Raw genomic sequence first — 18,810 nt, 5'->3', positions numbered from 1 at the left:
TTTTCTCCCTTTTTAGTTTACATAAACCAAGTGTACTAATATATATAATACACTATTATTATATTATTTCCACATATAAATTGTGTTTTTTATATGTCCATATCAGATATAACTATAGAAAAAGAGCTGTAAAAAGATCTAATCTCTTTTCACAGCCCCTTAAAAAGCATTTTATCGTTTAGTCACCTATATAGTCGGGATGCTTAGCATGTCTCTTTGTGATCGTATCATTATTTCCATATACTATATCGGTAACCTTATTGGTATTTGAATCAAAATCAAAGTATAAAGTGAACTTATCAAACTTATATTTCATTCCAAATCCCTGATAGTATTCATAAGTCTCGACAGGGTTGCCATATGCAGCTACAATTGCGTCCTTTGAGTCACCAACTCCTACTCCGCGGGATGTCTTTGCTCCTTTTTCATAAACGCAAAGATCATAAGTTAATTCATTTCCGTTATCAACGAAAGTATAAAAAATTATATTACCTGATAAATAAGAATATCTTGGTTCTTCAGAAGTACCATACTTTGTTGTATCTTTTTCTTCAAGCTTACCGAGATTAGCCTGAACTGTAGCCGCATCATCCAGTATAGAAACCTTCTTGCCGTTAATCATAATCTCATACTCAGCGAGACCATCCGTATTCTGAGCCGCAGTTGCGGAAGATGCCGTACTGTTTGCTACAGGAGCAGGTGCAGGTGCCGGAGTGCTTGAAGCATTTGCCGCACTGTCAGTTGAAGCGGATGTCGATGCCTGCTTTCCCTTATCTTCAACTATTTCTTTTGCTTTTTCTTTAACATCAGCCTTAACCGAATGCATCTTATTTAAAGAATCTTCATTAGTAAATGTATAATAAGCTACACGATCGGTCTTGCTGCTAAAGTAAAAATAAATTGAGCATGATGATCCCAATGAAATTATCTCACCATAATCCTTACCTAAGCTAAATGAATTTCTGGTACAATCCGAATATGCATTTATCACATCAGACAGTGAAGAACCTACACCAACATTACGGATAGTACGAATTCCCTGCCTATAAATCGCAACATCTATAGGGATCTCCTGATTACCGCAAACACCGGTAATTAAATAGACATCGCCGGAGCCATACCTGTAACTAGCCATTCCCGTACATGGAGTCTCTTTTTTGTCATATTTTCCAAGTTTGCTCATTATTGCGCTTGTATCTTCCATAACAGAAGTCACACCGTTATATACAAAATTATGCTCCTCAAGCTTAAACGGCTTATCTGTTCCGGAAGCAGTAGATGTTGCATTTGCTCCTGCAGATGAAGCTGTTGCTGCGTCCGGAGTTGTATTTGATGCGGCAGTTGTTGCGGATGTATCAACCGAAGCAGCATCCGAAGAACTTGCTGCCGCAGACGCCTCTGATGATGCACTTGTCGCAGCCTCTACGTTTGATGAAGCTGTTGAAGAATCTTCAGTAGCTATCATTGCTTCTCTTGCAGCCTCTCTGAGTTCAGCCTCTGTCATTTCCATTTCGCTGCTTCCGGAAGCAGAAGGTGCTCCGTTACATCCGACAATCGAAAGCATCAATGTTGAAGCAATCAAAATTGCTGTTGTTTTTCTTTTTTTCATAGTCTCCTCCAAATATTCTGCCTGTACACATTATCCATTGATATACGGATAGTTCCATGGCTGCCGCCATTCTCTCAATCCTATCCCATACTATATTTTACTCAAAAAAAATGTCATTTAAATTATAAAAGTATGTTTTTTCTGTGTTCTGTTTTTATAGGGCAAATATCATTGCAGTCATGGCTTTGCTGCTCTGACATTGACTCTATGGAGCATTTCTGCCTGTAGGGTCATGCTTTACAGCAATCACACTACCTTGGAGCTCTTATTTGTATGACCCTACAGAGCATTTTCTGCTTATAGGGTCATGCTTTACATCAATCACACTACCTTGGAGCTCTTATTTGTATGACCCTACAGAGCATTTTCTGCCTATAGGGTCATGTTTTTCAGCAAATACATTCCCTTGGAAAACTTGTTTGTATGACCCTACAGCTCATTTTCTGCTTATAGGGTCATGCTTTACATCAATCACACTACCTTGGAGCTCTTATTTGTATGACCCTACAGAGCATTTTCTGCTTATAGGGTCATACCTTTCAGCAAAACACTGCCTAAACAAACATAAAAAGCATGACCCTACAGAGCATTTTTGCTCCGCAGGGTCATACTCAATAAATTTCATGTTATAAATGCCTAAATATTCGCACAAGAATACTCGATGTATCAAGCATACATCACGCATTCTCAGATTTGATACCGTCTGTCTTGATAATGAACTTCACGCTGCTGTCGGTATCATCGGAAGCGCCGCCGAAGGTGCTGTAGTTCTCGCCGGCTTTCTCGATAGCTGAGAGTCTGTCTGAGAAATCAGAAAGGTCACCATCGAACGCTTCGTAAATCTTCTTGATTCCTTCTTTATCAAACTTTACAACTCCGTCAACAAGTTCCTGAACACCGTCATCAAGTTCGCCTGTTCCGTCGTACAATTTGCCTACTCCGTCGTAGAGCTCTCCTGCTCCGTCGTCCAACTTTCCTGCTCCTTCATCAAGCTTGCAAGCGCCGTCGTAAAGCTTGAATGCACCGTCAACTATTGTCGCATTATTGTCCGTTAAAGTATCGGCTCCTTCACGAAGCTTGGAAGAACCGTCCTTGAGCTGTCCTATTCCATCATCAAGTTTAACCGTTCCGCCATAGAGCTTTTCTATTCCTGCTGCCAGCTGTGCATTTCCGTTCGCAACTTTATCCGCACCCGCAACAAGAGCATCAAGCTGAGATAATTTCTGAAGCACCGACGGATCAAGTTTTGTAAGAGTATCAAGATGTGCCTGCTTTATAAATGTAAGAACCGCCTTAGTCTGAGCAAGATAGCCTGCATATGACGCTATCAAAATTGTCTGCTGATTTGCCTGGTTCATAACTTCAGTTTTCGTAGCTGATTTTGTCTGCTCTATTGCCGCATTTACAAGCGCGTCAACTTCTTCCTGCGTATAATACTGCTTTCCGTTAATATTGACCATAAGAGAAGTTCCAAGAAGCGCTGGATCTATCGCTCCCGTGCCCAAATCACTCGCACTGAAAGTTGTTGTACTCTCATTGTTTGCAGGTTTCGCCGCATCTATCTGTATATTGCCAGATTGCGCCTTGCTTCCGCTTTCGTTAACACTGTTTCCGGCAACATTGATTCCCGTTTTTCCTCCTGTGCCGTTTCCGTCACCGCCTGTGTTTGTACTTGCGTTGCCGCTGCCTGAAGCTCCTCCGTTATTTTCCGATCCTGCACCGGTTCCGGTATCACCTGCGTTTGCGCTTGCGTTGCTGCTGCCTGCAGTTCCTCCGTTATTTCCGGATCCCGCACCGATTCCGCTATCACCTGCGTTTGCGTTACCGTTGCCTGAAGCTCCTCCGTTATTTCCAGATCCTGCGCCGGTTCCGTTACCGCCCGCATTCTCTCCGTTATTTCCGCTTCCGCTGTTTTCACCCGGATTTTCGCCGTTTCCTCCTGCATTTCCTCCCGCGCCGGTTCCGTCACCGCCTTCGCTTGCGTTACCACCGCCTGCGTTTTCTCCGTTATTTCCACTTGTGCTGCTTTCACCTGAATTTCCGCCGGTACTGCCGCCATTTTCGTCTCCGCCGTTTTGCACCAGTTCGCCGCCTCCGGCAGTCATCACCATCGCCGCATCATATGTCACCGCTGTAACCACCCCGGGGTTAACCTCTGAAAGAGCCGGTTTTCCAACCGCGATTATTGCATCAAGCGTATTCTTATCAACGCCCAGTGTCTTACAGGCGATAGCAGCCTGAGTGGGATCGCCGCTGCCAAGAAGATATGACTGTGTTGCGAGATATGCATTTTTTACCGCAGTAAGCTGTGTTGACGCAGTCATAAGACTTGAAAGCGATGCCGCCATCTGAGCCATCTGCTTTACACCGCCGTTGATTGCTTCCGTTCCCTGTGCAAGAGCTTTGGCATTGTTAACAAGATCTGCATCTTCCATTCCCTTTCTAAGCGCAGAAGTTCCGTCTTTTGCCGCCTTAACACCATCTTCCAAAGCCGCCGCGCCGTTTCTAAGCTCATGCGCACCGTCCGTATATTTTACGATTCCGTCATAGAAATCCTTTGTGCCGTCGCTGAGTTTCCCCGTGCCGTCTTTTAATTCTTTTGTTCCGTCCTTAAACTCCTTTGTTCCGTCATAAAGATCCGACACTCCGTCTCTGAGCTCGCCTGTTCCTTTCTTAAGTTCCTTGGAACCGTCAACAAGATCATTCGAACCGTCGTTTAACTTATTCATGTCATCCTTGAGGTCATCGATCTTGTCTGAATTAGAAAGATCTGACATACCAAAATCTGAAAGAACGTCAGAACTTGCCATTGTCATAGTCATACCAAGTTCAAAGTCTGTTGTATCAGCCGTTATCTCGAAACTGTTACTAAGTTTTTTCTCAAGATCCTCATCATCAAGCTCATCCCACTTATCTTCCGATATATCAAGGCTGTCTTTTAATCCCGGAACCGCAACTCCCATAACGATGTAGTTTCCGCCGTCCGAAATGACCTTTCCGTTTGAGATATCAACATTTGAGAACTTGTCGCCATCGAGGATCATTCCTGACATCATTACAAAAGGAGTGAATACCTCAACCTCTTTTCCATCCACATCTACAGTCTGCTTGTCGGTATTCTCATACTCGAAACGAATCGTGACCTTACCGCTCTTTCCCGCAAGTTCTTCGGGCTTAATTTCTTTTCCGTCAAGGCTGTATGTAATCTTCATATTTACGGGAAGCTTTTTGTCCGTAACTCCCTGATAGTAGATATCAGAACCCTTTGCCTCCCATGTCAAAGTTCCGTCGCCGTTATCCTTGAACGTCTCATCGCCTTTGACATTTACAATGTCCTTAAGTTCAGTCTTATCAGCAAGTTCAGCCGTAGCACCTGCGTTTTTGAGCCACTCGCTTACGATAATATCGTTTGCGGCGCCGCTTGCATCTGCACTCACATATACCGTCTCAACTTTTCCGGCATCGTCAGAAGATCCGATGCTCTTTGTAAGACTGTCAGAAAGTTTGTCTTCCTCGGCAGTAGTTGATACTCCTGCATTCGCCGCATCTGAAACGCTATCTTTTTTTGCACCACAGGCAACCGTCATGATTGCAAGCATCGTTGCCAGGGCAAGTGATAATGATTTGATTAGTTTTTTTCTGATCATAATTCTGTCCTCACGCTATTTTATTAACACAATCTGTAATTTTATCTTGTGACTTTGCACCCGGATTCACGCCAAGTGTAGTCTTTATTATTATCTTGTCGAATATCATGTACATCGCGGGAAGCACCAGCAAAACAGTGAACATGCTGATAATTGCGCCCCTCGACATAAGATTGCACAAAGAGCCGATCATATCGATACTTGAGATAAGTCCCACTCCGAATGTTGCCGCAAAGAAGCTGAGTGCACTGACAATTACCGATTTCATACAGGTAGTCAGCGTAATAAGAGTCGCTTCTTTTTTATCATGTCCCGCGTTTCTTTCCGACAGGTACCTCGTAGTCATCAGGATCGCATAGTCAACCGTAGCTCCAAGCTGGATGGTTCCTATGACGACTGATGATATGAAAGGTATGACCGTTCCCGTATAATAAGGAATTCCCATGTTTACAAAAATCGCAAATTCAATTACCGCAACCAATATAAACGGAAGTGACAAAGACTTAAGTACCAGTGCGATTATCAGGAACACAAATCCGATAGAAACCGCGTTTACAACCTTAAAGTCATGATCCGTTATATCTATAAGATCCTTGGTACAAGGCGATTCTCCGACAACCATCGCCTTCTTGTCATATCCTTTTACTATGCGCTGAACCTCATCAATCTGAGCGTTTATCTCGTTTGAAGCCACTCTGTAATCGGTGGTCAAAAGAACTACTTTCCAATCATCGCTTTCGAGCGCATCGAAATATTCCTCAGGAATAAACTCTTTCGGAAATGCAGGTCCCATGATAGCGTCGATTCCGAGCACTGAGATGATACCGTCGGTATTCTTGAGCTCTTTTATCATCTTATTCATGGAAACACTGTCGAGGTTCTTATCAACAAGGATCATATACGCGGAGTTCATGTCGAACTTCTCATCAATCTCTTTTGACCCCTGTATACTTCCAAGCTTGTCGGGAAGCGTATCCGTCAGGTTGTAGTAAACCTTAGTGCGGTTGTTTCCGTAAACCGCAGGGAATATGAGTGCCAGGAAGATGATGAAGAATACAAGGTAATGCTTTGCCACCATCTTCGGTATTCTTACGAATTCGGGCAAAAGAGGCTTATGCTTTGTCTTTTCAATCGCCTTATCAAAGATAAGTATCATGCTCGGCAAAATGGTAACGCATCCGACAACGCCGAATATTACACCCTTGGCCATTACTATTCCGAGATCCGTTCCAAGTGTGAACGTCATAAAGCAGAGCGCCAAAAAGCCTGCGATCGATGTAATTGAACTTCCGACAACAGACTTAAATGTTGCGGCTATGGCATTTGCCATCGCGTCGTTTCTGTTGTCATTCTTTTCAAGTTCTTCCTGATAGCTGTGCCACAGGAATATCGAATAATCCATGGTGACTCCGAGCTGAAGTACCGCGCTCAGCGCCTGAGTGATAAAAGAAATCTCTCCGTTAAACACATTGGTTCCCATGTTGTAGACTATCGCCATTCCTATGCTCAGAAGGAAAAACACAGGAATAAGATAGGAATCCATTGTGATTGAGAGAACTATCACAGCAAGTACAACCGCCATTACAACGTATATAGGTGTCTCCGAAATTGTAATGCTCTTAAGGTCGGCCACTATAGCGCTCATTCCGCTCATAAAGCACTGCTCATTCGAAATTTTCCTGATATTTTCTACTGCTTCCAATGTTGTGTCGGCGGATGTTCCGTCATCAAATACAATGAACATCATCGTCGCATCTCCGCTGTTAAACGCATCATATACATCGCTCGGAAGCATCGACATGGGTATCGACAGATCCATCAGAGAATCGTACCAGAGCACGTTCTCAACATGATCCACCTGCTCTATCTTTGCTTTCAGAGCCGCAACATCTTTTTCCTCCATACCTTCAGTCACATACAGGACAAAAGAGCCGGTTCCGAACTGATCTAGCAGGATATCCTGCCCCTTCATAGTCTCGATGTCCTTGGGAAGGTACGACAAAATATCGTAGTTTACTCTCGTATTTATATATCCGATCGCAGCCGGGATAAGGAGCCCGATTGCAACCAAGAGTATCAGATATCTTAATTTGACAATTATTCGAGAAATCTTTTTCATACTATTACTCCATTAAAATTATTGACTATCGGTCATTTATGGTATAACACTTTTATGACCATTAGTCAACATTTTAAAAGAGAAGATTTCCCAAACTTTATTATCTTTTGCTTACTCCTCTCGTCTTCCCCCATTCAACGCAAAAATCCCCTTTCAATAACCGATTAAAATGCCTGATTATCAAAAGAGGGATTATCTGATTTTACACATTGTTAGTTATTGCTAACAAAGCTATTCTAGTACATTCATTTTTCCATGTCAATGAATCCACTATTTTTGTCTTAATAACTTTCCTAAATTTATGTTATATTTAATTTGAAAAGAGAAAGGTGAAAAAATGGGAAAAGCAGACCAAAACAAAAAAGCAAAACTGGAGAGATTACTAAACACTTCCTTTGAGCTTTTTACTTCAAAGGGACTTAACAAGACTTCCATATCGGACATTGTAGAAAGAGCAGGGGTTGCAAAAGGAACTTTCTACTTATACTTTAAGGATAAATATGACATCCGCAACAGGCTTATCGCTCACAAGTCAAGCCAGCTGTTCATGCAGGCTCATGAAGCGCTCAGCCGCGAAAACATTTCAGAATTTGACGACAAGATAATCTTTATAATGAATTATGTCTTAGACGCACTAGGCTCAAACAAAGGCCTCCTTTCTTTCATATATAAGGACCTTAGCTGGGCTGTGTTCAAAAAAGCTCTCACTTCCAATGTAAGCAGTTCAGACGTGGACTTCGTCGCAATCTACAACAACATGCTCGAGGAATCGGGTCATAAGTTCAGAGATCCCGAAGTTATGCTCTTTTTAATCATGGAGCTTGTCGGATCCACCGGATACAGTGCGATAATGTACAACGATCCCGTTTCACTGGAAGAGCTTAAGCCACACCTTGAGCAGACTGTAAGAGGGATAATACGGAATTATATTGTGGAATAAAAGGAAATGATTATTTGACGATAATGAACCGTGATGGTAATATATGAATTGAAAAAGGTGCTACCGATAGACGGTTAGCCCTGAAATATAAAATGGTTAAGAAATAACCGCTCTATGTTTGCGAGGCAGAGGGCGGTTATTTTTGTGTCTTGGAATCATGCTTTCCATGCATATAACCAAGACTATAGAAAGTCGCACACAGTGCAAGCACTGCGATAAGGTCAGTGATGGTGAGCATACGCAAGTTCCTCCAACAAAGATTTCTCATATGAGATTTCTATGATTAACGGAGGTCACAGTCCTCCGATTGAAGGACTAACCGCCTACCGTAATAACTGGTAGCACCAAGACCTCATTATACAGAACAAACATTCGAACGTCAACGCCCCCAAATTCAATCATAAAGCGCACCTTGTACAACTCCACAGTTTCTACTTAATTATTTTTAAAAATAACTATGTCATCACCTTCCATGTTAATTTTGCTTCTGGTGACAAATTAGATTTTTTTATTTCCTCAATATACAAATCAACTGCTGTTTTTTCTAAACCTGCATATGGCATAAACATACCTAAGAAACCTGTAGCCTTATTCATTAAATTATCTGTTTTAGCTAAATCTATAGCTGTCTTTTCCACACTAGCTCCCTCAAAAAAATCCATGAAATTTCCTCCCCCTCGCAATTTCAAAGTCAATTCTTATTCCATAATGTTTAGATATTGTATGGTCTTACTTCTTCTACACGACCATTTTTACAATATATATACACCTTGCTTACACCACTATATTTGCGTACACTAACACCTCTATATGAAGTTCCTGTACTGACTCCATTGGAATAGCGCCACTCATATTTCACTCTATTGTTTTTCAATAGGCTTTTATTGTATCTTCTCCCCATAATCTTAAGCATCTTGCTTTCACTCATACCAAGACTTATGTGATTAACTCGATTTCGGCGACGTTCTCTTATTCCATATCTACAAACTATTGTTATGATTATCATAAATATTAGAAATACAAAATATCCAAATATGATACTATCCATAAGCATTTTCCCTATTGCTATAAGTTTTACAGCTACATATTATATTTCGTATTTTATTATACTAAAAAAGCCAATCCCAAAACAGTTAGCTGACCTCAGATTTCAGAAATATATTTTAAACTTCAACACCTCTTGCAATCACCATCTTCACATCAAGTGTCTCCTTATCAAGAAGCACCAGATCTGCGTACTTGCCAGGAGTGATAGAGCCTGTAACATCATAGCAGCCTGCTGCCTTGGCGGGAGTTACGGTTGCCGAATATACGGCATTTTCGAGAGAAATTGCCGCCTGCTTAACTGCATATTTAAGGCATCCCATGAGATTCGTCACAGAACCTGCAATTGTGCCATTGCTAAGACGTGCTTCATTTCCTCTTACAGATACAGGCTGTCTTCCGAGTTCGTACTCTCCGTCACCAAGCCCCGTTGCCATCATTGAATCGCTAATAAGCACAATCCGCTCTCGTCCAAAAAGTTTGAACGCAGTCCTTATCATTGGTGCCGCAACATGAACGCCATCGCATATTAGCTCAGCGATCACATTATCACTTTCCGCAGCAGCCGCGATTGGGCCGGGGTTCCTATGACCTAGCGGTGCCATTGCATTAAACAGATGTGTAAGATGGCAGGCTCCACTTTCAAAAGCTTGTTTTGCGGTATCGTAGTCACAATCGGTATGCGCAAGCGAAACCGTACATTTCTTAGAAACTTCTTTTATAAAATCCATTGAAGGAGTATCTTCTTCGGGTGCAATATCACAGAATCTGATGCACTCTTCCGATGCCTCATAGAGCCTGTTAAACATATCTATATCGGGCTTTCTGAGATACTTCGTATTCTGCGCGCCACACTTCTTTGCAGATACAAATGGACCTTCCATGTTTATTCCATGAAAATAAGAGAGCCCCACTTTCGTAGCCTCTCTTCTATACTCTCCATCGTATCCACTGCCGTCATCTCTTCCCTGTTCTCTCCTATACTCAGCAGCAGCCTTCATTATTTTCATAAGCTCATCTTCCGCAAGCGTCATTGTCGCAGGCACAACCGTAGTTATGCCATTCTTTGCCTCATATGCAAGAATCTTCTCAATCGACTCTATTGTCCCATCGCAGAAGTCAACGCCATCACAGCCGTGCAGATGGATATCCACAAGTCCCGGAATCGCATAGCAGGAGCTCGCATCAATTATCTTGGCATTCTGACAGCCGCCGTTTTGGCAACTGTCAGAAAAGTATTCTCCATCCACAAATATATCTTTTTTAATAAATCTACCGTCTTCCGTAAATACCGATGCATTCTTAATAATCATCTGTACCACTCCAATCCTTCACACGCTTACAACAAACCTCTTAAATTCGCTCTCCGCATCTTCCACATATTCCAGCATTCCGCCATGAAGCTCCATGATCTTTTTAGCCACCGAAAGCCCCAAGCCGCTTCCGCCGTTTTTGCCTTTTATATATGGCTCAAAAATATGCGCCTTGAGTTCTTCATCCAAAAACGGGCCGTTATCGGCAACAACAACCTCAACTCCACCGCCCGTTTCTGTCATAGTGACCTTTATGGTTGTATTCTCAGGATTATGTCTGACAGCATTGTTTATAAGGTTAGAAAAAACTCGGCGCATCTGCGAGTGATCATATTTACAGATCACGGTGTCAGGTATCTCCAAATTAAGGACAAGTTTTTTCTCTTCGAATTTATAAAACATATCCGCAAGAATTCCTCTAAGAAGCGCCGCAATATTGCCCTCTTCGGGAATAATCTTATAACTTGCACTTCCAAATTTGGAGTACTCCAGCATATCCTCAAGCTGCACATTCGCAGCTTCTATCTGCTGTTCTATTACAGTCAGGCAGCGTTTTCGCTCCTCGTCAGATATATCTTCTTTCTTAAGTAATTTGGCATATCCCATTACCATCGTCATTGGAGTCTTGAGATCATGAGCTATTCCTGCGTAGAGCTGTCTGTTATGCTCATCATTTTTTTCCCTGAGCGTCTGAGCTTCTTTTAACCCCACTACCATGTTGTTGAAAGCTTCTTCTATCTCGCCGAACTCAAAGCTATCCTTTGCTTCAAGTCTGACATCAAGATCACCGCTGCTTACCTTATTCATACTGTCTGCGATTCTTCGTGCAGGATCTGAAATATATTTCTTTGCGATATGAGAAATCACGCCAAATATAATCAGGATGAAAATCACACTTGCAACATTAACCTGTGTCTTAAGTCCATCTCCAAGCCCTTCTTTGCCGGACCATCCCGCAATAACCCCCTTTATAAAATCTCTTATCCTGTTAAAAAGAAGCATCAACAGAATAACAATCGCGATCAAAAATCTAAGAAATGCCTGAAGTTTCCTGCTATATTCCTTTTTCATTTTTCTTCCATCCTATATCCCAGCCCTCTGATAGTGTGGATATACTCCGCGCCGTCATCCGATATCTTGCTTCTAAGCTTACTTATCGCGACCATGATGCTGTTGTCATCGGGGAATTTATCGCTTTCCCATGCCTCCTCGTATATTCGGTCTTTGGTAAGCACATGTCCGATATTGCTCATGAAGCATTCAACCATGCGATATTCCAGCGCTGTCAGTTCTATAACTTCACCATTTTTATAAAGCCTCTTAAGATCAACATCCAATCTAAGGCTTCCGCATACAAGTTCCACAGCCTTGCCCTGCCCATCATATCCGTAGCATCTTCGAAGTGTGGACAATACTCTTGCCGCAACTTCCATCGGGTCAAAAGTTTTAACTATATAATCATCCGCTCCGATATTAAGCCCCTTTATCCTGTCAAGAACATCGCCCTTGGCAGTAAGGAAAAGAACAGGTACATGGCTCTTTAGTCTTATCTTTTCAACAAGCTCATAACCATCCATAACGGGCATCATCACATCGGTTATTATCAGATCAAAGCTCCTTCTGTCAAACATCTCATAGGCGCTGTTTCCGTCATATGCTTCGCTCACTTCCATGCCATGCATCTCAAGACACACCTTGAGAAGTCCCGCTATCTGAGGCTCATCGTCAACTACAAGTACTTTGTATTTTTCTTTTTCCAATTTTCATTCTTCCTTTTATCAGTATTATCGTAACCAGCAGAACTGCCGTAAGAAGCACAGGCAACGTATATATAATATATCCGTTCAGATTATAGCTTAGCTGCACGCCATGCCTTTCAAAAGCATTCATGATACTCGCAGATGCGTTATGCATCATATGCGCACATATACTATACATAATATTACCACTATGCTCATATATCAGTGCATATAATATTCCGCTGAAAAAGACTGAAAGAAATCCCTGAAGGTGGTAACCATGAAGTTCGGCAAATATCAACGACGTTAAGATTACTGCAATAGGGATATTTATTTTTTCTCTGACATAACCGTATAAGCCCTTCCTAAAAAAATATTCCTCCGCCACCGGTGCTATCAGGATTGCAACTATATGATCAAATGCTGTTTCATCAAGTGCTACATCTTCTGTTACAGGAAAAATCCCGTTAAGTAAAAAACCGACAAAAGAGTTAAAAAGTATCATACCAATACAAACAGAAAAAACTGCTACCACGATCATCTTGATAAAGCTTCTGTCTTTCCTTAACTCCAAATCCTTGGATATTCCCTTTACATGCGAAAACCAAACAACAAACAAAACTGTTACAACTGTCCCAAAAGAGCCGCTGTAGTGATCAAGCTGTTCCTCAGTCAGCAGGAGCCTCCCTTCCGCAAAAACCTGAAATCCCAGTATTCCAATAAAAAACACCAAAAAATACAAAAAAATCACTCCAACTACCGAAAGCACTCTTTTCACCATTAGTTTCATCTCCTTTGTTTTGATAAAACCATGATAAATAAAATACATTTCCATAGATTGAAGTGAATCTTAACGTAGCCTTAATTTGATCAATTTTTACAAGGCGCACTCATTCCGAGACAAGCCTTGCCACTCACACCTGCCCAATCTTCTTCATCAGCGCACAGTACTTCTTATCATATCCGTACCTGTCGCCGTAAAGCAGCGCCTTCATAAGAGTCGAATGCGCCTCCTTATCTTTTTTGCAGACCGCGGAAGCACTGTAATAATTCTTAAGATACTCGTGGATCTCCTTGTTGTCGCGGTCAACGTTTACGATATACAAGCCAAGTAGCGTTTCAAAGCCCATAAAGCGCTTATCCTCCGTAAAGCCGCCTTTTTTCATAATTCCCAGATCATCACTGCTTCCGATCATGGCGTTTGAACTAAGAACCGCTTCGTACGCAAGAATATTTTCAAAAGAACCGTCATCCTCGTACCACCTCGGAACGGGAACTTTCTTGTTCGCATTTCTTATGAGATTGATGTAATGACACTGCTCCCTGATATAAAGACTGTTGTACTTCTCAGAGTTTGAATACTTCGTATTCGGGAACGTGCTGTAGTATTTAAGCACGCTGTCAGTTTCCGCATGGCCATCCCATATCTTCATCAGGTCAGAAGTCCTTCCCATCTGGAATGAATCGGGGATTGCACCGACAAGCTTACCGTCCGTATTCCTGCCGTCATACATTCGCTCGTTTATAAAAAGAACTCTCTCATCAAAGATCTTGTACTCAGGATTATACGAATCCATGATCTTCTTCCAGTAATTATAAAAATCAAGAAGCGTCGAGTTCTTGAAAACATGGCAGGATTCCATCTTTACACAGTACTTTGTCTTGACCATCTTAAGCGCCGTACTGTTGAGGCTCTGAACCATATTTATATCGTTTATTTCATCATCGTCCGAATCGCCCAGATGAATGCTGACTCTCGGAGACTTTTTCTTTTCCACAAAACAGATCTTATCGCACAGCTTCTTGATATGCGAAGGAACCGTCTCATCATCCCAGGTTCCGAGAATGATCGAAGCTCCGGGGAAAAATCTCTTAATGGAATACAGACATGCGATTGTGTTAAGCTCACCTGAAACTTCGATTCCGCCCGTAACCAAAAATGTCAGCTCTTCTGCCCTGACATCGTCCAAAACATCCGCAAACTCTTCCGTCACCGTATTCTTATAATTTCTTACAACACTGCTCCACTTAAGGATATTGAAATAATCAGGATTTACCTTATATTTCAATTTGTAATTCATTCCAAGATACGCAAGCTCTCTTTTTACCACAACATTATCAAGCGTCCTGTATTTTCTGCAGAGTTTAAGCCAGTCGCCGTAACTTGCATTATATTTGTAGGCCGCCGAATTGTTGATGTAGAGCGCTTTTGGAAGCACAACCTTGCTTATCGGAAACTCGACGCAAACGAAATTATTAGCAAGAAACTTCTCATACTCCCTTCGAAGCTGCGAAGAATCATCCGTCACATTCATAAGTCCGACGAAATCAGAAAAAATCGGTGTAAAACTGTTCACATAGAAGTTATACGCGATATACTGCTCCGGCGTCAGATTGCATCTGTATTCGCTCTTGTAATCTCTTTTCCCCACATCCTTATAAAGATCTGCCGAAAAAAGCTTTAGCAGGTCGTTCCTAAGTCCCATATACCACCAGTCGGAAATGCCAAAGTTAAGCACTCCGCTCTTGGAAGTCGAAAGCGCCTCGACCATTATCCTTCTTGAGACAACCGACTCCGTGGTGACGTACCTCGAAACCCTGTTATATATATCAAGAAAATCAGAACCCGTAAGGATCATATCGCTTCGCATCTTAATGCAATACTTTCTCGTGCATGCCTCAATTCCCGCGCGGCTCGAAACAATTTCCCTGTTTACGTTGTTCCTCTGCTCATGCGGATATTTCCTGATAAAGCCGCATGTACCGGGGTCCTTACTCATTACTACGATATCCGCATCAATGCCATTTGCGCTCTCGCCCTCGAAGATTGACAGAATAACCTGTGCATGCGGAAGGTGCTTTCTTATGCTCTTAACCGTCTCACCGGTCGTATCTCTCACCATTCCCTGAACGACAACGCCTATATCCCTGCTGTCTATGATCTCGTTGTAATAGTCGACAGCGTACATCTTATCGAATTTTCTTTTTCCAATCCTGTTAAGAAAGCCCTTAAGCCTGTTGTATGCAGGGTGCAAAAAAGATTTAAAGCCCTTCGGCATGACTTTTTTAATTCCGTTAAAGAGCAGATTCTTAAAAAAATATCCCGGCAGAAATGAAAGATTTTTTACAAAAATAAGCAATAAGTACTTGATGTACTCCTTTGCATCGTTGCAACAATAGAAAGCATAGAGCTTCTCCCAGTCCTCGTGGGTATAGCAGTTCTGCGGCACAACCTCTTTCCTGTAGATACTGTTAGAAAGCGTCTTAAGTCCGATATCGTCGTTACTTAGGATTATCAGATTTGCCGCAAAAGTCGCTTCGCACCTGTCTATATCTTCCCTAGTGTATTTCTCTAGGTCATCGGGTGCTTTGAAACTTATGCCTTTATTTACAAGATTCATCCACAGATACGACTCCGCATCGTACCTGAATGTTGATATGGAATTATTCGGATAATACTTCCACATCATGTATTCTTCGTCTTCTTTGGAAAATAACGGAACATCAAAAAGCCTCACCAGATCTTTCGTATATCCAAAAAAGAAAATATCCGAAGGATGGTAAGCTCTTTTCATATCTGAAAAAATGTACCGTGGATTTCTCGAATAGAGCTCGCAGCATATCACCTTGTGCTCAAAAATCTTGTATTCGGTACATTCTCTGTTGTATATATTAAAATAATCTTTGAATCCATCGTCGCACAGATAGAAGTCCGTTCGTAACTTCAGCGCATAGACAGTCTTTGCTTTCAAAAGACCGTGATAAGTCGACACAATCTGTCTGTTGATGTTGTTCTTAGGCGAAAACGGCACATTGAATTCATCAAATCCGCCCGGATCTTCGCTATAAACAACTTCATCATATTCAAGACCTTCTACATCGGTTCCTTCCCATGTAGATAATATAATAAATGCTCCCGGGAGCGCACGCCTTATGCTCTGCAGGCATATCGGCGTTTTTTCCCCATCTACGTCTCCCTGTACAATAACTGTAATCTCTTTATTATCAACTAATCCCATGTCCCCTACCAATCATTGGTTAACTCAAAAGAAATCTGTACACAGATCAAGCTGCATGCAGGCACTCATGCCTTCATTCCCCCCGAATCCATGCATATCTGCCCCAACGTTGCAGAAACTGATCCTCTTTCCGTCATTTATCATTTCGTTATATACAGGAGCAACGCCAAATTCATTGTTCTCTCTCACATCATTGACTATCATCCTGTATGCATATTTCACAAAGTCAGAACCCTTCTTAAAATTAAAGATTCCAACGATTGCTTCGTTTGACATATCCTCTTTTTCCCTGACGAGTGTCACCTGTCCGTTTTCATCATATTTGACATAGCTCCACTTGGGTTGATTGGCCGGCGTTGTCATGATAAGACCGTCATAGTCTCTCATTTCATCGAGATACGCATCTATATTCGTATCAATAACCTGCGCACAGCCTGCAATCATAAGTTCATCATCATTATCTATAAATTCCTCCGCAAGGAGCACCGTGCAGGCATCTCCTTCGGTAGTTGCATCGGTAGATATAATCTCGCAGTCGGGTGTTATTTCTCTTAGAATCCTGTCAAGCTCGAATCGTTCGATGTGATCTTCCTGGCAAACATAAATAAATCTATGCTCACACTTAGGTCTGATATTCTGAGTCACATATTCGATCACCGGATGACCGAATATATCGGCAAGTGGCTTGGGAGTTTCGTAAAAAGACTCCGCATATCTGTTACTGCCACCGACCATGGGTATTACTATATTAAGCATTGGTTCTTCCTTTGTAAGTTAAAATCGTTAGTTTCACATCTCCGTTGCTGCGTCACGATATATCTTTTTCATGCGTCTGCTGCTGTCCTCCCATGAACTTTCGGGAATCTCAGCTTCGATCGGATCATCGACAAGTCTGCAAATACCCTCATAGATATCCTCTTCATCATAAGGGTCAAAATAAATTGCTCTGTTGCCGAGTTCTTCATGCGCATGAGGCATATCAGCCACAGCTATCGGTCTTCCGCAATTAAGCGCCTCAATAGGCGATACCCCCGCACCTTCTACAAATGCCGGACAAATATAACCTTCCGACTCGTTTATAAGAGCCGCAAGATCAAGTCTGTTTTTGCATCCTGCGAAAATAATCTCGTCTTCATACTCCTCAAATTCTTCGTAAAGATCGTCATAAAGATCATTCTTACCGACGATCACAAGGCGGATATTCGTATCCCACCTGTCTTTATACATAATATAAGCGTCTATGAGTCTTAAGATGTTTTTTTCTGACTGGGTATCACCGACACACAACAAAAACGGTGAATATCCGATGTCATACTTTCCCCTTACATCAAGCTCATCGAGTTCATCGTCGTCCATAATCCTGAACTCGGATGAAACCGCATTGCCTACAACTTCAATCTTTTTCTGCGAAACATCATATGTATTCGCAATGTCACGTCTGCTGATATTCGAGACGGTTACCACTTTATCCGCATGCTTTGCGCAAAACGGGATCATAAGCTTGTTCTTCAGATACTCAACCTTATTAACATTGTTCTTATTCTTTTCATGTTCAAAAGAAATGTCATTTATGGTACACACCACAGGACACGGACTGTTAAAAGGCACGTAGTGCAGAGTGTGAAGAACATCCAGATCGTATTTATAACAAAAACTTGTTAATTCAAAAAAATTTCTTGTAAAAGCGTTATTACTTCTAAAAGGTACAACTTTAAACTTCTTCATGTACCTTGATATATCGGCATCTTTTTCGACAAAAAGATAATACACGTCCCCCTTGTCAGGCTTGAGAGCATCCAATATTCCCCTATAAAAGCTCTCATCCTCGCTCGCGCATCCGAGCATATGTGCATCTATTCCAACTTTCATCTATATATCACCTTTTCAGATTGTTTTATATTTATCATCTTTCATCACGAAAAATGTTAAGTAAAATTATGACTTGGCAAGATCCGCACCGTAAGCTGTACATGTGGTATTGAGCTTATACAATTAGTTAGTTCTCAAATGTTTTGCTTTCACAGGCTTCATTGTTTTAATAACCATAAGGTTAATGGATCGTCCAAATAATTTCTTACGGTGCGAAACACTTCTGCTTGCCCAGTCGTGTCCGTCGAGGTATAAAAAACTCGTTCCCCCCAAGTTTTTTCACTCTATATTTGAAATACCACATTACAAGTGCAAAAATTTTTTCTCTCTTTCCTTCTGTGAAGCACTCTGATACTCTTTCTTTTATAAGCTGTTATTCTTAATGTTTGTGTAACTTTTTACAAAATTCGTACACCTGTGAGCAAATATATGCAATTATTCAGTTTTACTGGATTGTTGGCTTTTTCTATAATTAAATTATATACAATTTGCTTCACATTTGCAACATTTG

Annotated in this window: 13 protein-coding genes; 1 reads left to right on the top strand and 12 read right to left on the bottom strand. The window is 41.7% G+C overall.

Annotation, left to right across the window (positions count from 1 at the left end; all coding sequences use genetic code 11):
• Positions 1–178: 178 nt before the first annotated feature.
• The 3 genes from BM398_RS09040 to BM398_RS09030 form a co-directional block, all read right to left on the bottom strand.
• On the bottom strand, positions 179–1,609 hold the full coding sequence (locus BM398_RS09040; RefSeq protein ID WP_092337393.1) for a hypothetical protein: 1,431 nt from the start codon (positions 1,607–1,609) through the stop codon (positions 179–181).
• 677 nt (positions 1,610–2,286) lie between these two features.
• Positions 2,287–5,256: a hypothetical protein gene (locus tag BM398_RS09035; protein ID WP_092337392.1), complete on the bottom strand. Its 2,970-nt coding sequence runs from the start codon at positions 5,254–5,256 to the stop codon at positions 2,287–2,289.
• Between the two features lie 10 nt (positions 5,257–5,266).
• On the bottom strand, positions 5,267–7,375 hold the full coding sequence (locus tag BM398_RS09030; RefSeq protein ID WP_034469012.1) for an efflux RND transporter permease subunit: 2,109 nt from the start codon (positions 7,373–7,375) through the stop codon (positions 5,267–5,269).
• A gap of 337 nt (positions 7,376–7,712) precedes the next feature.
• On the opposite strand from BM398_RS09030, the gene BM398_RS09025 reads away from it, so the two are divergent.
• Positions 7,713–8,315: a TetR/AcrR family transcriptional regulator gene (locus BM398_RS09025; RefSeq protein WP_092337391.1), complete on the top strand. Its 603-nt coding sequence runs from the start codon at positions 7,713–7,715 to the stop codon at positions 8,313–8,315.
• 455 nt (positions 8,316–8,770) lie between these two features.
• Here BM398_RS09025 and BM398_RS09020 read toward each other — a convergent pair whose 3' ends face one another.
• The 9 genes from BM398_RS09020 to BM398_RS08985 form a co-directional block, all read right to left on the bottom strand.
• Positions 8,771–8,977 carry a hypothetical protein gene (locus BM398_RS09020; protein ID WP_092337390.1) on the bottom strand — a complete coding sequence of 69 codons (207 nt, stop codon included), beginning with the start codon at positions 8,975–8,977 and terminating at the stop codon, positions 8,771–8,773.
• 50 nt (positions 8,978–9,027) lie between these two features.
• A complete protein-coding gene (locus BM398_RS17325; protein WP_207648072.1) occupies positions 9,028–9,363 on the bottom strand; it encodes a hypothetical protein in 336 nt (111 codons plus the stop codon).
• 115 nt (positions 9,364–9,478) lie between these two features.
• A complete protein-coding gene (nagA, locus tag BM398_RS09015; protein WP_092337389.1) occupies positions 9,479–10,672 on the bottom strand; it encodes an N-acetylglucosamine-6-phosphate deacetylase in 1,194 nt (397 codons plus the stop codon).
• Between the two features lie 18 nt (positions 10,673–10,690).
• Positions 10,691–11,743, bottom strand: a complete 1,053-nt coding sequence (locus BM398_RS09010; protein ID WP_092337388.1) for a HAMP domain-containing sensor histidine kinase — start codon at positions 11,741–11,743, stop codon at positions 10,691–10,693.
• The gene (locus tag BM398_RS09005) at positions 11,740–12,432 is read right to left on the bottom strand and encodes a response regulator transcription factor (RefSeq protein WP_092337387.1); all 693 of its coding nucleotides are present in this window, start codon (positions 12,430–12,432) and stop codon (positions 11,740–11,742) included. Before BM398_RS09005 ends, BM398_RS09010 begins: the two co-directional genes overlap by 4 nt.
• On the bottom strand, positions 12,398–13,192 hold the full coding sequence (locus BM398_RS09000) for a CPBP family intramembrane glutamic endopeptidase (protein ID WP_026667781.1): 795 nt from the start codon (positions 13,190–13,192) through the stop codon (positions 12,398–12,400). Before BM398_RS09000 ends, BM398_RS09005 begins: the two co-directional genes overlap by 35 nt.
• A 133-nt stretch (positions 13,193–13,325) precedes the next feature.
• Complete coding sequence (locus BM398_RS08995) at positions 13,326–16,430, bottom strand: WavE lipopolysaccharide synthesis family protein (RefSeq protein ID WP_092337385.1); 3,105 nt, start codon at positions 16,428–16,430, stop codon at positions 13,326–13,328.
• 24 nt (positions 16,431–16,454) lie between these two features.
• A complete protein-coding gene (locus tag BM398_RS08990) occupies positions 16,455–17,186 on the bottom strand; it encodes a glycosyltransferase family 2 protein (protein WP_092337384.1) in 732 nt (243 codons plus the stop codon).
• Positions 17,187–17,219: 33 nt separating this feature from the next.
• Complete coding sequence (locus BM398_RS08985) at positions 17,220–18,299, bottom strand: glycosyltransferase family 4 protein (protein WP_092337383.1); 1,080 nt, start codon at positions 18,297–18,299, stop codon at positions 17,220–17,222.
• Positions 18,300–18,810 lie beyond the last annotated feature (511 nt).

The sequence above is a fragment of the Butyrivibrio sp. M55 genome, from assembly GCF_900116865.1.
Lineage (GTDB): Bacteria > Bacillota > Clostridia > Lachnospirales > Lachnospiraceae > Butyrivibrio.
Note: the sequence above shows the minus strand (reverse complement) of the source record. Positions and strands in the feature narration are given on the sequence as shown.

Bases quoted from the DNA above. Each gene is read 5' to 3' on its own strand.
- BM398_RS09010 (WP_092337388.1), bottom strand. From the start codon at position 11,743: ATGAAAAAGGAATATAGCAGGAAACTTCAGGCATTTCTTAGATTTTTG.
- BM398_RS08995 (WP_092337385.1), bottom strand. From the start codon at position 16,430: ATGGGATTAGTTGATAATAAAGAGATTACAGTTATTGTACAGGGAGAC.
- BM398_RS09020 (WP_092337390.1), bottom strand. From the start codon at position 8,977: ATGGATTTTTTTGAGGGAGCTAGTGTGGAAAAGACAGCTATAGATTTA.
- BM398_RS09025 (WP_092337391.1), top strand. From the start codon at position 7,713: ATGGGAAAAGCAGACCAAAACAAAAAAGCAAAACTGGAGAGATTACTA.
- BM398_RS08990 (WP_092337384.1), bottom strand. From the start codon at position 17,186: ATGCTTAATATAGTAATACCCATGGTCGGTGGCAGTAACAGATATGCG.
- BM398_RS17325 (WP_207648072.1), bottom strand. From the start codon at position 9,363: ATGGATAGTATCATATTTGGATATTTTGTATTTCTAATATTTATGATA.
- BM398_RS09040 (WP_092337393.1), bottom strand. From the start codon at position 1,609: ATGAAAAAAAGAAAAACAACAGCAATTTTGATTGCTTCAACATTGATG.
- BM398_RS09030 (WP_034469012.1), bottom strand. From the start codon at position 7,375: ATGAAAAAGATTTCTCGAATAATTGTCAAATTAAGATATCTGATACTC.
- BM398_RS09000 (WP_026667781.1), bottom strand. From the start codon at position 13,192: ATGGTGAAAAGAGTGCTTTCGGTAGTTGGAGTGATTTTTTTGTATTTT.
- BM398_RS09035 (WP_092337392.1), bottom strand. From the start codon at position 5,256: ATGATCAGAAAAAAACTAATCAAATCATTATCACTTGCCCTGGCAACG.
- nagA (WP_092337389.1), bottom strand. From the start codon at position 10,672: ATGATTATTAAGAATGCATCGGTATTTACGGAAGACGGTAGATTTATT.
- BM398_RS08985 (WP_092337383.1), bottom strand. From the start codon at position 18,299: ATGAAAGTTGGAATAGATGCACATATGCTCGGATGCGCGAGCGAGGAT.